The organism is Microbacter sp. GSS18, assembly GCA_029319145.1.
In the GTDB taxonomy this organism is placed as follows: domain Bacteria; phylum Actinomycetota; class Actinomycetes; order Actinomycetales; family Microbacteriaceae; genus Microbacterium.
Map to the genome: position 1 here is coordinate 227,241 of CP119753.1, position 16,106 is coordinate 243,346.

Below are 16,106 nucleotides of genomic sequence, written 5' to 3' on the forward strand. Positions count from 1 at the left end.
GGTCAGTCGTCGCTGGAGTGCAGACCGCGGCGGGCCGAGAGGAGCGTGACTTCGGGATGCTCGTCGGCCAGCAGGCGCTCGGCGCGATCGAGCACGTCGCGCACGTGCGCGACATCCGATCCGATGACCGAGAGTCCGATCTCGGCGCGGCGGTGCAGGTCGTGGGCGCCGACCTCGGCGGCGGCCGCCTCGGTGCGACGGCTCAGGTCGGCGACGAGGGGGCGCAGGATGCTGCGCTTCTCCTTCAGCGAGTGCACGTCACCGAGCAGGACGTCGAACTCGATCCATCCGATCCACATCGGTGCGAGTCTGGCACGTCCGCTTCGCGGTGGGGTCCGACCGGGATGCAGTGTCGGAGGTATGTTCTAATCTCGCGGGTATGGAAGAGGATTCATCGTTCAACGACCCGGGCGGTGCCGACGCGGCGGGGGCGCCGTGGGATGAGCCGTATGTGGATGACGTGGATGACGTGGATGACGTGCCCGATTTCGTCCCTCCCGTGCCCGACCACATCGATCTCGTGACTGAGACCACGACCATGGTGGCGGTCTTCACAGCCGAGCAGTACGAGCGGATCGACGGAGCGCGCCGGCGTGCGCTCGCGGATGCCGAGCGGTATGGCGGCGCGATCGCCGAGGTCGTCGTGCGTTCGGTGCGGCTCGAGCTGGCGGCGGCACTGCACGTCGCCGAGAGCCAGATGCAGTCGATGATGGAGATGGCCGAGGCCCTCGTCCACCGCTATCCGTCAGTGCTCGCCTCGCTCGGACGTGCCCACATCACCAAGGCCCACGCCGATGTCTTCGTCTCGCTGATCGATGTGCTCGAGGACGACGTGCGAGAGCGGATCGTCCCGCGCGCGCTCGACCTGGCCGAGGCCTCCACGCCGGGTGCGTTCCGGCGCGCCCTGCGCAAGCTGATCGAGGCCGAGCAGGCGCCGACGCTCGCCGAGCGTCACCAAGACGCCCTGAAGCGGCGCCGCGTCGTGGTCGAGAACGCCGAGGACGGCATGGCCTGGCTGCACACGTACGGGCCCGCGGTGGAGGCGCACGCGATCCACGGGCGCCTCACGGCGATGGGCAAGGCGCTCTTGCAGGATCCCCGCGAGACCCGAACCCTCGACCAGGTGCGCGCCGACATCCTCGGCGATCTGCTGATCGACGGCGACACGAGAGCGATTCCGGCGGAGGCGCGGGGCATCCGCGCCACGGTCGTCGTCACGGTCCCGGCGCTCTCCCTGCTCGAGGATGACCACCCCGAGGGTGCTGATCCGGCGGTCGTCGAGGGTGCGGGGCCGATCCCGCACGCCCGGGCGCGCGAGCTGTGCGGCGGATCGAAGGACTGGATGCGGGTGCTCACCCACCCCGAGACCGGCATGGTGCTCTCGGTGGGGCGCGACCGGTATCAGCCGCCGAAGATGCTCTACGACCTCGTGAAGTGGCGTGCAGACCGATGCATGGGCCCTGGATGCGTCATGCCGGCCTCGCGGTGCGAAGTCGACCACACGCTCGCGTGGATCGACGGCGGGACGACATCGCTCGACAACCTCGCGCCGCTCTGCAAGGGCCATCACACGATCAAGCACCATGGCGGCTGGCGAATACGCCAGGTTCCCGACAGCGGCGGAGCGATCGAATGGACGTCTCCATCGGGTCGGGAGTACGTCGTACAGCCCGAACGCCGAGTCCCGGTCTTCCGTCCCGCGGATGCGAGCGACGCCCCGTTCTGACCAGGTTGTGTTCTTATCGCGCGCCGATGTTCGGCGTGGGCGGGTGCCTGCGTGCCTGGCTGGATGCTGCCTGCCTGCCTGCGTGCGTGCCTGCGTGCCTGGGTGCCTGGGTGCCTGCTCTGCGTGCCTGCGTGCCTGCCTGCGTGCCTGCGGCCTGACTGCCTGCCTGCGTGGATGCGTGCTTGCCTGGGTGCGTGTGCGTGCCTGCCTGCGTGCCCGCCTGACTGCCTGCGTGGATGCGTGCTTGCCTGGTTGCGTGTGCGTGCCTGCCTGCGTGCCCGCCTGACTGCCTGCCTGCCTGCGTGCCTGCGGCCTGCCTGCCTGCCTGCCTGCCTGCGTGCGTGGATGCGTGCCTGCCTGCCCGGCCCGCCTCGGGTGTGTGCACCCCGTGCCAGACTGGCGCGATGACCGCGCGCGTCTCACCTGTCCAGGTCCTCCGGATCGGCTCCCGTGTCCTGCTCGGCGGCTTCCTCGTGTACATGGGGCTCGCGCACCTCTTCTGGGCGCGGCGCGGGTTCCGCATCGCCGTGCCCGATTGGGCCTCGCGCACGTCGGGCCTCGACAAGGACGCCATCGTCGTCGCCTCCGGCGCGGCCGAGATCATGCTGGGCGGTGCGCTCGTCGCGCTCCCCGGTGATCGGAAGACCATCGGCGCCGCCGTCGCGGCGTTCTTCGTCGCGGTCTTCCCGGGCAACGTCCATCACTGGCGCACCGGACGGTCGGCGCCGCTCCTGCGCACCGACCGTGCACGGTTCATCCGCCTCTTCCTGCAGCCGGTGTTCATCGCGTGGGCGCTGTGGAGCACCGGGCCGTGGCGGTCTGAGTGGGGCCGGCGTCGCAGACGCCGGCGGTGATCGCAGAACGTCGACGCCCACCCGGCCGCGATGGCCGAGTGGGCGTCGTCTCGTGACCGACGTCGGCTTCCGTCAGCCGCCGGTCTCGGATCAGGCCTGGACGCGCGCGGCCTCGACCTCGGTGCGGAGGCCCTCGAGGAGGGGAGTGGTCGGGCGGCCGATGAGCGCCGACAGCGTGCCGTCGGTGTCGGCGAGCACGCCGCCGGCGATGGCGGTGTCGATGCCGGTGACGAAGCCCGCGATCTCGGCGGGCAGGCCGAAGCCCTCGAGCGCCTCCTGGCGCTGCTCGGCCGTCAGCGACGTGTACGTCACCTCGCGACCGAGCACCTCGGATGCGGTGGCGGCGAGCTCGGTGTACGTCCAGCTCGCGTCGCCGGCGAGCTCGTACGTGCGGCCGATGTGCCCGTCCTCGGTGAGGACGACCGCGGCTGCATCCGCGTAGTCCTTGCGGCTGGCGCTGGCGACCTTGGCGTCGCCCACGGCGGCGGCGATGACGCCGGACTCGGCGGCGCCCAGCACGTCCTGCGTGTAGTTCTCGGTGTACCAGTTGTTGCGCAGCACGACCACCGGCAGGTTGCTGGCGGCGAGGGCCTCCTCGGTCGCACGGTGCTCGGCGCCGAGCGCGTAGTCGAACGTGGTGGCCTTGGGTGCGCTGGTGTAGACGAACTTCGTCACGCCGGCCTTCTGGGCGGCGTCGATCACGTTCTTGTGACCGGCGAAGCGCTGCCCGACATCCGAGCCCGAGATCAGCAGCACGGTGTCGACGCCGTCGAGCGCGTTCGCGACCGACTCGGCGTCGAGGTAGTCGAGGGTGGCCAGCTGCACGCCCAGATCGGCCAGGGGAGCGGCCTTCGATGGGGTCCGGACGCCCGCGACGATGTCGGATGCGGCGACCCCGCGCGACAGGAGCGAATCGACGACGTGGCGACCGAGCTGACCGGACGCGCCGGTGACGAGGATGGTCATGTGGGGTTCCCTTCGTAGCGGAGCGATCGTGTCCGACCGCATACGGGTTCGAACCGGTCCGCCTCCCAGCACATTCCAGTGTTGCGGTACCCACTTCTCGGTAAGGTACCCACATGGTCGTAAGTTATGCGCAGATCAGGGGGGAGCGCGAAGGCGCCTTCACGCCGGCCTGCCCGTCACGTGTCGTCCTGGACCACGTGATGTCGAAGTGGGGTGTGCTCGTGCTCCTCGCCCTGAGCGACGGCACGGCACGCTGGGGCGAGCTGCGCCGCAGCGTCGAGGGCATCAGCGAGAAGATGCTGGCCACGACCCTGCGCACCCTCGAGGGCGACGGCCTCGTCGACCGCACGTCCTACCCCGAGGTGCCGCCGCGCGTGGAGTACGCCCTCACCGATCGTGGACGCGAGCTGATGGAGCACATGCTTCCGCTCATGCAGTGGATCGCCGCGCACGCCTCCGAGATGGTCGAGCGCTGACCCGCCTCAGGAACTCGTCGGGGTCCGTGCCGCCCACGCCGCGGCGAAGTCGCCGCTGATGATGTCGGGGCCGATCTCGTCGTCGCGGCTCCACACGAACACGAGCGCCCGCACCTCCGCCGACGCGCCTCCCGGATCGGCCAGCACGGTCGTCCACCGCACGTCGTAGCCGTACAGGAGCTCCTCGTCGACGATGACGCGGTTGACCTCGTCGCCCGGACGCAGCATCAGCAGGTCGCCGCGCACCGTCTCGGCGAACGAGGCATCGGCCAGCAGCAGCGGCCACTGCATCCCCTCGTGCCACACCAGCCGTCCCGGCACGATCGCCGGCCGCGCCTCGATCACATGCGGCTCGATCGCCCCCCACAGCTCGCCGCCCGGGCGGAGGCTGCCGTAGACGAAGAGGGGGATGGCGGGGAGCGGGGCTGGCATGCCCTCACGCTAGTCGCACGAATCCTCGCCCGGCCGCATCGCCGCCTACGATCGAATCACCGCTCACGCACCATCAGGAGGCTCGTCCGTGCCCGCTTCCCCCGACACCCTCGCCCACGCCGCCGACCTCGCGGCCTTCGTCGAGGCGTCCCCGTCCAGCTTCCACGCCGCGGCCGAGGTCGCGCGACGCCTCGAGGAGGCCGGCTTCACGCGCCTCGACGAGACGGCGTCGTGGCCCGCCGCCCCGGGCGGCAAGCACCTCGTGGTGCGCGACGGCGCGGTGATCGCGTGGGTGACGCCCGGCGACGCGACGGCATCGACCGGTGTGCGGATCTTCGGCGCGCACAGCGACTCGCCCGCGTTCAAGCTCAAGCCCAAGCCCACGACCGGAAGGCTCGGCTGGCTGCAGGCGGGCGTCGAGGTCTACGGCGGACCCCTGCTGAACTCGTGGCTCGACCGCGAGCTGCGCCTGGCGGGTCGCCTCGTCCTCGACGACGGCACGACGGCGCTCGCCGCGACCGGCCCCCTGCTGCGCCTGCCGCAGCTGGCGATCCACCTCGACCGCGACGCCAACAGCGGCCTCACTCTCGACAAGCAGTCGCAGACCCAGCCGGTGTGGGGTCTCGGCGAGTCCGCCTCCGCCGACATCCTCGCCGAGCTCGCGGCCTCCGCCGACGTCGATGCCGCACGCATCCGCGGCTACGACATCGTCACGGCGGACTCCGCCCGCGGCGCCGTGTTCGGCCGCGACGACGTCTTCTTCGCGTCGGGCCGCCTCGACGACCTCGCTTCCGTGCACGCCGGCGTCGTCGCCCTCGAGGCCGCCGCCGACGGCTTCGACGCCGACCACATCGCGATGCTCGCGGTCTTCGACCACGAAGAGGTCGGCTCGGGCACCCGCTCCGGCGCCGCCGGCCCGTTCCTGTCGGATGTCCTCGAGCGCCTGTGGCTGTCGCTCGGCGCCGACCGCGAACAGCAGCTGCGTGCGCTCTCGGCATCCTGGTGCGTCTCGAGCGATGTGGGGCACTCGGTGCACCCGAACTATGCCGAGAAGCACGATCCCGTGGTCCAGCCCCTGCTCGGCTCCGGTCCGATCCTCAAGATCAACGCCAACCAGCGCTACGCGACGGATGCCGAAGGAGCCGCGGCGTGGAACGGCTGGTGCCATGCCGCCGGCGTGAACAGCCAGGAGTTCGTCTCGAACAACGCTGTGCCGTGCGGGTCGACGATCGGACCGATCACGGCGACGCGCCTCGGCATCCGCACCGTCGACGTCGGCATCCCGATCCTGTCGATGCACTCGGCGCGCGAACTCGCCGGCGTCAGCGACCTGTGGGACCTCACGCGGGTCGCCGAGTCGTACTTCCGGCAGTGACGTGAGCCGGGGATGAGTCCGGACTGAGCGAAGGAGGGTGCTGTGAAGGTCGACCTCAAGAAGGAGATCGCGAGCTACACGGCCCCGCGCGGCCGCTTCGAGATCGTCGAGGTCCCGCCGCTGCGCTACCTCATGATCGACGGGCACGGCGCGCCCGCCGGGCCGGCGTTCGCCGACGCCATCACGACGATCTACGGCGTGGCGTATCCGCTGAAGTTCCTCAGCAGGCGCGAGCTCGATCGCGACTACGTCGTGCCGCCGCTCGAGGCGCTGTGGTGGGCCGACGACATGACCAGCTTCACCGTCGACCGCGACACGTCGCAGTGGAGCTGGACGTGCCTGAGCCTCGTCCCGGAGTGGATGCCCGCCGAGCTCGTGGACCGGGCGATCGCGACGGCCGCCGAGAAGGGCGCCCCGTCCATCGGGTCGGTGCGCCTCGAGGATCTGATCGAAGGCACGTGCGTCCAGACGCTGCACGTCGGCTCCTTCGATGACGAAGGTCCGGTGCTCGCCCGCATGCACGACGAGTTCATCCCCGGCCAGGGCCTGAGCATGACGGGCAGGCATCACGAGATCTACTTCAGCGACTTCCGCCGCACCGACCCGGCGAAGCTGCGCACGCTCCTGCGGCAGCCGGTGCGACGCTAGCCCCGCCTGCTAGCGTCGGGACTGACCGGCCGGAACGGGCGGGGACGGGGGAGCGGGACGTGGCGGAACGCAGCAGCTGGGTGCTGGTCGACGGCGAGAACATCGACGCGACGCTCGGCGGATCCATCCTCGGACGCCGCCCGCAGCCCGAGGAGCGGCCGCGCTGGGACCGGCTGCTGACCTTCATCGCCGACCGATGGGACCAGCCGGCGAAGGGCCTGTTCTTCCTCAACGCCAGCTCGCACCTCCCGATGTCGTTCGTGCAGGCGCTGCTCGCCCTCGGCTACCAGCCGGTGCCGCTGTCGGGCGACGCCGACGAGAAGGTCGTCGACATCGCCATCCAGCGCACCCTGCGCGCCCTCGCCGACCATGCCGACGACGTCGTGCTCGTCAGCCACGACCGCGACTTCGCCGAGGACCTCGAAGGCCTCGCCGACGGCGAGCGGCGGATCGGGGTGCTGGCGTTCCATGAGTTCCGCAGCACCGAGTTCGCGGGGATCCCCGGCATCGAGTTCTTCGACCTGGAGTACGACGCGGATGCCTTCGACGCCCCGCTGCCGCGCGTGCGCGTCATCCCGATCGACGAGTTCGATCCCGCGGAGTTCCTGGGCTGAACCGGCCGGTCGCCGATGGGCGGCGACCCACCGTGGCGACATCCTGCCACTGACGTGATCGCGACGGCGTGAGGGGGCATGCTCCGTGCAAGGCTGGATGGACGGCGACCGGACATCCCCCACCGGTCGAGGATGCGCAGGACGGTGCCCATGGCGAACAGCGCCGAACGAGAGAGCCCGATCGATCTCGGCGCTCCCTCGCACGCCTTCGCGACCGCCGAGTGCCCGACGTGCCGCGTGCTGCTGGCGAGCGCGGGGTACTGCCGCCACTGCGGCGAGTTCCTGCTCACCGCCTGAATCCGCGACGACGCCACCGCGCGCCCGTCCTCGCGGAACGAGGCCCATGTGCGCGATCGCCGCGAAGGTGGTACGCTTCCCGACCCACGACGGTGTGAACCCCGGGGTAACCTCAGGTCCCCGAACTGAACGGCACGCCCTCGAAACCATCGAAGCCCGGAAGGTCGAGGGCCTCTGCCATGCGCCCCGACGCCCGCCGGAACTCCTCGTCGGGCAATGGGACTTTGGTCCCTACTTCGTGGTCGGACCACGGCCGTAGGCTGACGTCACGCAAGCCGCCCACAGAGGGAGGCAGGCGAAGGAGGAAGCCTCATGGCCCTGGTCTCCGGACTCTCGGCCCGGCACATCACGCTCGACATGCTCCACTCTGACGAGGGACGTTCGGATGCCGATGCACCGGGACTGCGGTACCGCGCAGCCGAGTGTCCGACCTGCCGAGTGATGCTTTCGCCTCGCGGGTACTGCGCCCAGTGCGATCGGTTCGTCGCACTGGCGTGACCGCAGCCCCGGCCGTGTCCGAACAACGAGTGTTCGGACACGGCCGGACCCGTGTCTGCGCCGGTTCGGCGGGTCGGGTTCCCGTCGATCGGATGGGACACCCGCGCGACGCCATCAGCGCGCGGAGCAGGAGCATCCGGACCGAGTGCGCCGCGCGGGCGCGTCCCCAGCGCAGCCGGTCCAGGACCGGCCGTGGCCGAGCCTAGGCGTCGGCGGAGCGGCGTGCGTCGGTGCCTGTGGACAACTCCGCGCGGTTCTGCCGCGCGATCGGACGGGACTCAGTACCAGCCGTAGGACTGCGAGTGGCTCCACGCGCCGCACGGGGTGCCGTAGCGGCCGGCGATGTAGCCGAGGCCCCACGAGACCTGCGTGGCGGCGCTGGTCTGCCAGTCGGCGCCCGCGGTGGCCATCTTGCTGCCGGGTAGCGCCTGCGGGATGCCGAACGCGCCGCTGGACGGGTTGTAGGCCTGGTAGTTCCAGCCCGACTCCTTGTTCCACAGCGACACCAGGCACGAGAACTGGTCGGCGCCCCAGCCGTAGCGCGACTGCATCATCGAGCGGGCGGTCGCCTGAGCGCCGCCGGGGCTGTTGTCGCCGGTCGAGGCGACCGGGGCGGACGAATACGAGCTCGAGGGAGCGGAATTGGCGCGCGCAGCGGCCTCGGCGGCGGCCTTCTCGGCGGCGGCCTTGGCGGCGGCCTCTTCGGCCTTGCGCTTCTTCTCGGCGGCGATGCGCGCGGCTTCGGCCTTCTCGGCCTTGTCGAGGCGCACGCTGAGGTCGTCGGTCTCCTCGGTCACGGTGGACACGAGCGACGTGACGTCTTCGACATCCGAGGTCGACAGGAGGAAAGCGGTCGAGAGCTTCGAGACGGCGTCCTCGAGGTCGCCGGTGTCGACCGAGGTCGAGCCCTTGACGTCGAGCCCGGCCTTCTTCACGGCGGCTGCGACCTCCTCGGCCGACGCGATCGCGTCATCGGCGTCGGCGGCCGCCAGATCGGCGGCGGAGGCCAGCTGCTCGCGGCCGGCCAGCGAGCCCTCTTCGGCCGACATCGTGAACGACGCCAGCACGAAGTTCGGGGTCACCCCGGCGGCCTCGGCCTCGGACGTCGGCGTCGCGGCGGACACGCCCGCGGTCGCCAGCAGGCCCAGAGCCACGCCCGTCGCGACGACGGCGGTGCGGCGCGTCGAACGCCGGGCGGCGTTGCGTGCGGAGCGTCGGATGTCGCGTCGGGAGGTGCGTCGGGCAGGGGTGTCGATCTGACTGGGGCGCATGTGACCGGTTCCGTAAGCGGGGTCCGCGCCGCCGTAACGCCGGGACCGTGCCCTCGGGGCGGGCACAAGTCCCATACTGTGTCGGGCTCGTCTGGACGGTTCCTCGACGGTTGCTGGACGTCTCCTGAGAGGGAAAGGCCCGGTCAGGGGCATACTTCCTGCGGTATACGGCCCGCGCAGGCCCGTGATTCCGCGGCTCGGCGCCCGCCCGGCCCGTGCGTTGGTGCGCTCAGTGGTAGCGGTAGTGCTCGGCCGAGGAATTGACCCATGTGGCGAATTCCCTGCTTTCGGCGGGGGTCCGGGCGCCGATCGGGGCGAGCCACACCTGCTCGGCGCCGGTGATGACGAGGTAGGTCGCGGCCCGGTCGACGCTGCGCTTGAGGGCCCGGGGAGTTATCGCGCCGGTCGGTCCCCACAGCCGCCGCTGCGTGGCTGCGCGGCCCAGGTCCGGCTTCGCCAGGAGCGCCGCGCCCTGCTCGATGGACGCCTCGACGCCCGCGACCGGCTGACTGACGTCGCCGAAGTGGATCCACCGGCGGTCGATCACCACGCCCGCGAGCTCGCGCTCGTCACCGCTGTACTGCACCGCCGACGTCCACCGCCGCCCGTCCCACCATCGCTTGCGGCCGCGCTGATCGTCGTACCAGCCCGGTCCGGCGGTGCCGGTCGCCGCGTGCCCCGCATCCGTCCGCAGCTGCGTGGACTCCTCGCGCAGGTCGATGTACTCCTCGGTCCAGCGCGACCCGTCCCACCAGCGCTGCTTGCCGGTGCCGTCGTCGTACCAGCCCGCGGCCGGTTGCGTGCCCATGCTCCGAGGGTAGACGCGCATCTCCTCCCCAGCGACGACTCCACGCCCCGTTGTCCCCGACCGGGGCCCGGGCGATCCGCGTCGAAGCCCGTATCGCGAGGCTGGCGGCATGACGAACACCGAGCCCGACCTGCACCTCCACGGCCCCTTGCGCACCGACGATCAGCTGAGACTCGCGCTGGAGGATCTTCTGATGAGGGCCAGCCGCGAACAGCTGTGGTTCATCTTCCTCGACGAGGAGGACCGGCTGACCGGTCCCTTCATGCCCGGAGACGAGTACCCCGAAGACCCCGCCGACGAGGTCGACACGGACGACCTCGGAACCGTGCCGATGGCGCGCGTGCTCGCGGTGCGGCTGGGCTTCATCGCCGAGGTCGTCGACGCCCATCGCGTCGTGCTGGTGTGGGAGCGCCCCGGCCCGGACGAGCTCGACGACGGCACGCGTGCCTGGGTAGCGCGCATGGCGACCGAGTGCCGAGCCGTCGACGTGCGGCTGCGCGCCCAGCTGCTGCTCCACGACGAGGGACTGCGGATGCTGGTGCCCGACGACTACGTGTGACGGTGCCGACGACACCCGCTGCGCTGGGCCGTCGGGGCCTCCCGCGGCCTACGGGGCGATGCCGCCGCCGGAGGTCAGCGCGCCGCCCCAGCGCGGCACGTACTGGTCGAAGTACACGCGGGCGACCAGCTCGCGGCGGCTCGCGACGCCGGCCTTGTCGAAGATCGACTTCAGGTGGTCCTGCACCGTGTAGGGCGAGACGTGCAGGGCGGCCGCGATCTCCTTCGTGTCGGAGCCCCGCAGCACCATGCCCACGACATCGCGCTCGCGGGCCGTGAGACCGAACGCATCCGCGACCAGGCCGATGACCTCCTGGGGCCGCGCCTCCTCGATCGTCACGACGACGTCGCCGGCGCGGTCGGCCGTTCCGCCCAGCGGAGCCGCCGAGAGGATGAGCCACACGCCGTCGGCGGTGCGCACGCGGATGCGCGGCATGAGCCCGATCTCGCCGCGCGCGAACCGGCGGGCTCCCGCGACGAGGGCGTGGACGATCGTGAGCGGGTCGCCGGCATGGGGTGCGCCCGTCATGCGCGCCAGCTGGGCCGTGGCCCCGGGGCTGGACTGCGTGATGCGGTCGGCGGCGTCGATGATCACGACGGCCGGTCCGACGTCGCGCTGGCCATCGGCGCGGCTGAGCTGCGCGAGCAGTCCCGCGCGGATGCCCCGCGTGACGTCCGGAGCGATGTCGGCGAGGAAGTCCAGCTCCTCGCGCGAAAAGGGCGGGTCGTCCGATCCGCGGAACATCGAGATCGCGCCCCACGCTCCGTGGCGGTCCTGGAAGACCACGCGCGCCTCGTCGTGGAAGTCGAACACCGGGAGCATGAAGTCGGCCATGCGCACCGACTCCTCGATGGCGCCCCTCAGGTGCAGATGCACGCCCAGGGCCGTGATGCCCGCGGCGACCATCGCCTCCATCGCCGTCGGGTCGCTCAGGCCGTACTCGATGTGCGCCCACCGGATGTCGTCGGAATTGTTGCCGGCGATCGCGCCGAACTTGCGCGTGCTCGACACCATCGAGGTCGCAGGGTCCAGCGTCGACAGGCATCCGCCGTCCATCGGGACCACGCTCTGGATGGCGGACGTGACCTCGTCCATGAACCGCTGCAGCGGCAGCCCCGCGCGCGACATCACGTCGATGTCGCTGCGCGCGCGGCCGATGGCCAGTTCCGAGGGCATGGCACAAGTGTGCTCCCGCACCGGGCCCGCGCGCCATCCCAGAGTTCTGGGGGCTCGGAATTGCCCCCGGATCTGGGATGGATCCCCTTGCGCCATCGCGCCCAGCATGAGATTCATCGACGTGTGCTCTTCCCACGATCGATGTGGACTTCATCACGATTGGACCGAAGCATATGAGTACTGAGAACACCGCCACCGTCGTGGACGAGCGCCACGACCAGCGCCGCGACACGCTGCGCGACCTGCTCGGCGACCGCATCCTGCTCGCCGGAGACGACGGCTACGACACGGCCCGCGTGCCGTGGAACCTCGCGATCGACCAGCGGCCCTTCGCCGTCGCACGCCCCGAGTCCGCCGAGGAGGTCGTCGACGTGGTTCGCGCCGCCACCGCCGCGGGTCTGCGCGTCGCGCCCCAGTCGACCGGGCACGGCGCCGGCGCCCTCGCCGACACCGACCTGTCGGATGCGATCCTGGTGTCGCTGACGAACCTGCGGGGCGTCACGGTGCACCCCGAGGCGCACAGCGCACGCGTGCTCGGCGGATCGACGTGGAACGACGTCCTCGCCGAAGCGGCGCCGTGGGGGCTGACCGCACTCCACGGCAGCGCCGGTGACGTCGGCGTGGTCGGCTACACCCTCAGCGGTGGGCTGTCGTTCTACGCCCGCGCGCACGGCCTCGCGGTGGGGAGCGTCCGCGCGGTGCAGATCGTCACCGCCGACGGGCGCATCACACGCGCCAGCGACCTCGACAACCGCGAGCTGTTCTGGGCGGTCCGAGGCGGCTCCGGGGCGTTCGGCATCGTCGTCTCGCTCGAGATCGACCTGCTGCCGTACGCCGAGGTGTTCGCCGGCATGATGCTGTGGGATGCGTCGCACGCGGATGCGGTCGCGCACGCGTGGTCGGCGTGGACGGCATCCGCCCCCGAGTCGGCGTCGACGTCGATGCGCATCATGCACTTCCCGCCGATGCCCGAACTGCCCCCGTTCCTGTCGGGCCGCAGCGTCGTGGTGATCGACGGCGTGATCCTCGAATCGGACGCCGTCGCCGGCGCACTCCTCGAGCCGCTGCGCTCGCTCGCCCCCGAGATGGACACCTTCGCCCGGATCCCGTCGGCGGCCGTCGTCGAGATGCACATGGATCCGCCCGAGCCGACCCCGGCCTTCACGGCGGGAGCGATGCTGTCGGACTTCCCGGCCGAGGCCGCCGCGGCCTACGTCTCGGCGGCCACCACGACGCCGGGGCTGTTCCTCGCCGAGCTCCGCCACGTCGGCGGCGCCGCCGCGCGCCGTCCCGATGCCGCCGGGGCCATCGGGTCGGTGGAGGGCGGGTACCTGCTCGCCGGGATCGCGATGGTGCCGGCGCCGGAGTTCGCCGAGGGCGCCCTCGCCGCCGCGCACGGCGTCGTCGAGGCCCTCGCCGACTGGCACGCACCCGCCCTCGCCCTCACCTTCATCGACGGGGGAGTGGAGCGCACGCTCGGCTTCGGCAGCGCGCGGGAGCGGCTGCGCGAGCTCAAGCGCGTGTACGACCCGACGAACATGTTCGCCGCCGGCCAGCCGGTGGGGTGACCGCGCCCGCGGGTGCGTCAGGAAGTTCCGGCGAGCCAGCCGATCACGAGGTCGGCGGCGGTGTCGGCGGCCTCCTCGTCCGACAGGCCCCGGGCGAGGAGGTTCGCCCGGAAGCCCGGATCGATGATCGCCGAGGCGACCTGGAACGCCCGCGGGTCCGCGTGCTCCGCGCCGAGGACGGCCGCGAGCACCTCCTGATACGTGCGGGCGTACCACGCGTCGGACTCGGCGATCGCGGGGTGGCTGCGACTGCGCGACCACGCCCGGTACTCCCGCTCACTCCCCGCGTACACGCGGAAGAGCTCCCGTGCGAGCCAGCGCACGCGCGCCTCGATCCCGGCGGCCGCGTCGACGGCGTCGGCGGTGGGGAACCGCATCGTGCGGGCGCTCTCCTGGATGACCTCTCGCGCGAGCTCGACCGGGTCGGGGTACTGGTAGAGCACCGTTCCCGGCGCGACCCCGGCGCGGCGCGCGATCGACTGCATGCTGGCGCCCTCGACGCCCGTCTCGGCGTATTCGTCGCGCGCCGCCTCGCGGATCGCCGCGCGGGTGCGCGCGACGGATTCGGCGCGCTTGCCCATGCGGTACGCCCGTGGTGACACGTCGTCCTCCGTGAAGATCCTCGAATATATTGCTTGACACCAGTAATCAAAAGAATACCATCGGTACCAGGGGGACAGAGGATTGCGGGTCGGAGCGCTCCGCGCATCCGCCGGCGGCGTCGCCGGCCCGCCTGGGACAAGGGGATGGACCCATGACTGCACACGCTTCCCATGCGACGCCCGCTTCGGCGCACTCCGCCGCGGCCTCATCGCCGATCGAGCTGAGACGCACCTACCTGGTGCTCCTCCTGATCGCGCTCGTGCTGATGTACGGCGTCGGCATCGGCTTCATGGCGGAGCAGTCGACGGGCGTCTACGGGCTGTGGGCTCTGCTGTCCGACGGCGGAGCTCTGCTGTTCGGCCTCGCGCTCCTGCCGGTCCTGCTCGGCGTCGGCCGCGATCTCGGTCAGGACCCGGCAGCGCGCGCGACGACGGCGACGGGGCTCGTCGGTGCCGGGGCGTTCGTCGTCGGCTCGGCGGTGCTCGTCGCGAACGGGCTCGGTCTGCTCGCGATTCCGGGCGCCATCGTGCTGCAGTTCGTCGGACTGACCGTCATCGGCGCGTGGTTCGTCGCCGCGGGGGTCCAGGGGCTGCGACGCCGCCGATGGTCGAAGGTCGCCGGCTGGGCGGCGATAGTCGCCGGGGCCGGGCAGGTGATCGGCATGGGCTTCACGGTGTTCCAGATGTTCACGTCACCGCTGTTCATGGTCGCGATGCTCGCCAACGTCGCGGGGATCATCACGTGGGCCATCGCCCTGCTGCGCGCCCCGCGGGCATGAGATTCGCGTCGTCGGGATTATCTGCGGACGCGGCGTCGTTGCGCACCTCATGACCAGTCACGACCACATCGACGTCTACGGCAAGCTCGAGTGCCCCGACACCAACCGCACCCGGGCGCTGCTCGAGAAGCACCACGTGGCGTACACGTTCCACGACGTCGAGGCCGAGCCCGAGAACCACGAGGCGGCCGTGCGCCTGAGCGGGCGGATGCAGGTGCCGGTCGTGCGCTTCGCCGACGGCAGCGTCGTGGTCGAGCCGACCGACAAGTGGATGTCGGAGCGCCTCGGCCTCGACGGCGTCGCGGCCTGACTCAGCTCACCGGGTGCGCCTCGGGCGCAGCTGCGCGCGTGGATTCCCAGCCCAGGGCCGGGGCCACGTAGCGCGCGAACGAGTCCATGAGGCGCAGGTTGAACGCGACGCCGAGCTGACTCGGGATCGTGATCATGAGCGTGTCGGCCGAGCGGATCGCCTCGTCCTGCAGCAGCTGCTCGACGAGCGCGTCGGGCTCGGCGGCGTAGGTCTTGCCGAACGTCGAGCGCATGCCGTCGATGACGCCGATCTGGTCGCCGTCCTGGCGGCCGCCGAAGTACATGCGCTCCTGCGCCGTCGTGATCGGGATGATCGACCGGCTCACCGACACGCGCGGCTCGCCCGCGTGGCCGGCCGCCTTCCACGCGTCGCGGAACGCCTCGATCTGCTGGGCCTGCAGCACGTCGAACGGCGTGCCGTCGGCCTCGGTGAGCAGCGTCGACGACATCAGGTTCACGCCCGTGCGCCCCGCCCACTCCGCGGTGTCGCGGTTGCCGGCGCCCCACCAGATGCGCGAGCGCAGCCCCTCGGAATGCGGCTCGATGCGCTGCAGGCCCGTGCCGCCGCCGAAGGGCGAGTGCGGGTCGCGCTCGGCCAGGCCTTCGCCCTCGATCGCGCGCAGGAACAGCGAGAAGTGCTCGCGCGCGATGTCGGCGCCGCGCGGGTCCTCGGAGCCGGTGTACCCGAAGGTCTCGAACCCGCGCACGACCGACTCGGGTGACCCGCGGCTGACGCCGAGCGCCAGCCGGCCGCCCGAGATGAGGTCCACCGACGCGGCCTCCTCGGCGAGGTACAGCGGGTTCTCGTAGCGCATGTCGATGACGCCCGTGCCGACCTCGATGCGCTCGGTGCGCGCCGCGATCGCGGCGAGCAGCGGCATGGGTGAGGACTGCTGGCGGGCGAAGTGGTGCACGCGGAAGTACACGCCGTTCACGCCGATCTCGTCCATGCCCTGCGCGAGGTCGATCGCCTGCAGCATCGAATCGCCGGCCGACAGGTGGTGCCCGCCGCCCAGCGGGCCGTAGTGGCCGAACGAGAGGGTTCCGAAGCTCTTCATGTCCTCTGAAACGCCGTGTCCGCCCTGTCCATTCCGCTGAATGCGTCAGTCGGCGTCGTGCTGCCGACCGCCCCGCGGGAATAGGGTCAC

The 16,106-nt window shown here is 71.3% G+C and carries 19 protein-coding genes; 11 read left to right on the top strand and 8 right to left on the bottom strand.

The window, feature by feature from the left end; all coding sequences use genetic code 11:
- Positions 1-2: 2 nt before the first annotated feature.
- Positions 3-299 carry a DUF503 family protein gene (locus P0L94_01045; protein ID WES64671.1) on the bottom strand — a complete coding sequence of 99 codons (297 nt, stop codon included), beginning with the start codon at positions 297-299 and terminating at the stop codon, positions 3-5.
- A gap of 2 nt (positions 300-301) precedes the next feature.
- Between P0L94_01045 and P0L94_01050 the strand changes: the two genes are divergently transcribed.
- Positions 302-1,726, top strand: coding sequence for a DUF222 domain-containing protein (locus P0L94_01050; GenBank protein WES64672.1), 1,425 nt, complete (start codon positions 302-304; stop codon positions 1,724-1,726).
- Positions 1,727-2,130: 404 nt separating this feature from the next.
- Positions 2,131-2,580 (top strand): hypothetical protein, encoded by a 450-nt coding sequence (locus tag P0L94_01055; GenBank protein ID WES64673.1) that lies wholly within the window; start codon positions 2,131-2,133, stop codon positions 2,578-2,580.
- Between the two features lie 90 nt (positions 2,581-2,670).
- On the opposite strand, the gene P0L94_01060 is transcribed toward P0L94_01055, so the two are convergent.
- The gene (locus tag P0L94_01060) at positions 2,671-3,546 is read right to left on the bottom strand and encodes an SDR family oxidoreductase (GenBank protein ID WES64674.1); all 876 of its coding nucleotides are present in this window, start codon (positions 3,544-3,546) and stop codon (positions 2,671-2,673) included.
- Positions 3,547-3,659: 113 nt separating this feature from the next.
- Here P0L94_01060 and P0L94_01065 point away from each other — a divergent pair, with 113 nt between their 5' ends.
- Complete coding sequence (locus P0L94_01065) at positions 3,660-4,022, top strand: helix-turn-helix domain-containing protein (GenBank protein ID WES64675.1); 363 nt, start codon at positions 3,660-3,662, stop codon at positions 4,020-4,022.
- A gap of 6 nt (positions 4,023-4,028) precedes the next feature.
- On the opposite strand, the gene P0L94_01070 is transcribed toward P0L94_01065, so the two are convergent.
- Entirely contained in the window at positions 4,029-4,454 is a 426-nt protein-coding gene (locus P0L94_01070; GenBank protein ID WES64676.1) for a gamma-glutamylcyclotransferase, read from the bottom strand.
- Positions 4,455-4,542: 88 nt separating this feature from the next.
- Between P0L94_01070 and P0L94_01075 the strand changes: the two genes are divergently transcribed.
- The 4 genes from P0L94_01075 to P0L94_01090 all read left to right on the top strand — a co-directional run bounded on the left by P0L94_01075 (position 4,543) and on the right by P0L94_01090 (position 7,388).
- On the top strand, positions 4,543-5,829 hold the full coding sequence (locus tag P0L94_01075; protein WES64677.1) for a M18 family aminopeptidase: 1,287 nt from the start codon (positions 4,543-4,545) through the stop codon (positions 5,827-5,829).
- Positions 5,830-5,871: 42 nt separating this feature from the next.
- Positions 5,872-6,477 carry a GyrI-like domain-containing protein gene (locus P0L94_01080; GenBank protein ID WES64678.1) on the top strand — a complete coding sequence of 202 codons (606 nt, stop codon included), beginning with the start codon at positions 5,872-5,874 and terminating at the stop codon, positions 6,475-6,477.
- A gap of 59 nt (positions 6,478-6,536) precedes the next feature.
- Positions 6,537-7,091: an NYN domain-containing protein gene (locus P0L94_01085; protein ID WES64679.1), complete on the top strand. Its 555-nt coding sequence runs from the start codon at positions 6,537-6,539 to the stop codon at positions 7,089-7,091.
- A 150-nt stretch (positions 7,092-7,241) separates the two neighbouring features.
- Positions 7,242-7,388, top strand: a complete 147-nt coding sequence (locus tag P0L94_01090; GenBank protein ID WES64680.1) for a hypothetical protein — start codon at positions 7,242-7,244, stop codon at positions 7,386-7,388.
- Between the two features lie 776 nt (positions 7,389-8,164).
- Here P0L94_01090 and P0L94_01095 read toward each other — a convergent pair.
- Together P0L94_01095 and P0L94_01100 are read right to left on the bottom strand one after the other, a co-directional pair.
- Positions 8,165-9,157 carry a hypothetical protein gene (locus P0L94_01095; GenBank protein ID WES64681.1) on the bottom strand — a complete coding sequence of 331 codons (993 nt, stop codon included), beginning with the start codon at positions 9,155-9,157 and terminating at the stop codon, positions 8,165-8,167.
- A 229-nt stretch (positions 9,158-9,386) separates the two neighbouring features.
- The gene (locus P0L94_01100; protein ID WES64682.1) at positions 9,387-9,965 is read right to left on the bottom strand and encodes a DUF2510 domain-containing protein; all 579 of its coding nucleotides are present in this window, start codon (positions 9,963-9,965) and stop codon (positions 9,387-9,389) included.
- A gap of 109 nt (positions 9,966-10,074) precedes the next feature.
- Here P0L94_01100 and P0L94_01105 point away from each other — a divergent pair, with 109 nt between their 5' ends.
- On the top strand, positions 10,075-10,524 hold the full coding sequence (locus tag P0L94_01105; GenBank protein ID WES64683.1) for a hypothetical protein: 450 nt from the start codon (positions 10,075-10,077) through the stop codon (positions 10,522-10,524).
- Positions 10,525-10,572: 48 nt separating this feature from the next.
- Here the strand turns inward: P0L94_01105 and P0L94_01110 are convergent, their stop codons facing one another.
- Positions 10,573-11,700 (bottom strand): helix-turn-helix transcriptional regulator, encoded by a 1,128-nt coding sequence (locus P0L94_01110; GenBank protein WES64684.1) that lies wholly within the window; start codon positions 11,698-11,700, stop codon positions 10,573-10,575.
- A 173-nt stretch (positions 11,701-11,873) separates the two neighbouring features.
- Here P0L94_01110 and P0L94_01115 point away from each other — a divergent pair, with 173 nt between their 5' ends.
- Positions 11,874-13,268 (top strand): FAD-binding oxidoreductase, encoded by a 1,395-nt coding sequence (locus P0L94_01115; protein WES64685.1) that lies wholly within the window; start codon positions 11,874-11,876, stop codon positions 13,266-13,268.
- A 17-nt stretch (positions 13,269-13,285) separates the two neighbouring features.
- Here the strand turns inward: P0L94_01115 and P0L94_01120 are convergent, their stop codons facing one another.
- Entirely contained in the window at positions 13,286-13,870 is a 585-nt protein-coding gene (locus P0L94_01120) for a TetR family transcriptional regulator (GenBank protein WES64686.1), read from the bottom strand.
- Between the two features lie 152 nt (positions 13,871-14,022).
- On the opposite strand from P0L94_01120, the gene P0L94_01125 reads away from it, so the two are divergent.
- Entirely contained in the window at positions 14,023-14,649 is a 627-nt protein-coding gene (locus P0L94_01125; protein WES64687.1) for a hypothetical protein, read from the top strand.
- Between the two features lie 49 nt (positions 14,650-14,698).
- Positions 14,699-14,959, top strand: coding sequence for a glutaredoxin domain-containing protein (locus tag P0L94_01130; protein WES64688.1), 261 nt, complete (start codon positions 14,699-14,701; stop codon positions 14,957-14,959).
- Between the two features lies 1 nt (position 14,960).
- On the opposite strand, the gene P0L94_01135 is transcribed toward P0L94_01130, so the two are convergent.
- Positions 14,961-16,016: an LLM class flavin-dependent oxidoreductase gene (locus P0L94_01135; GenBank protein WES64689.1), complete on the bottom strand. Its 1,056-nt coding sequence runs from the start codon at positions 16,014-16,016 to the stop codon at positions 14,961-14,963.
- Between the last annotated feature and the right edge of the window lie 90 nt (positions 16,017-16,106).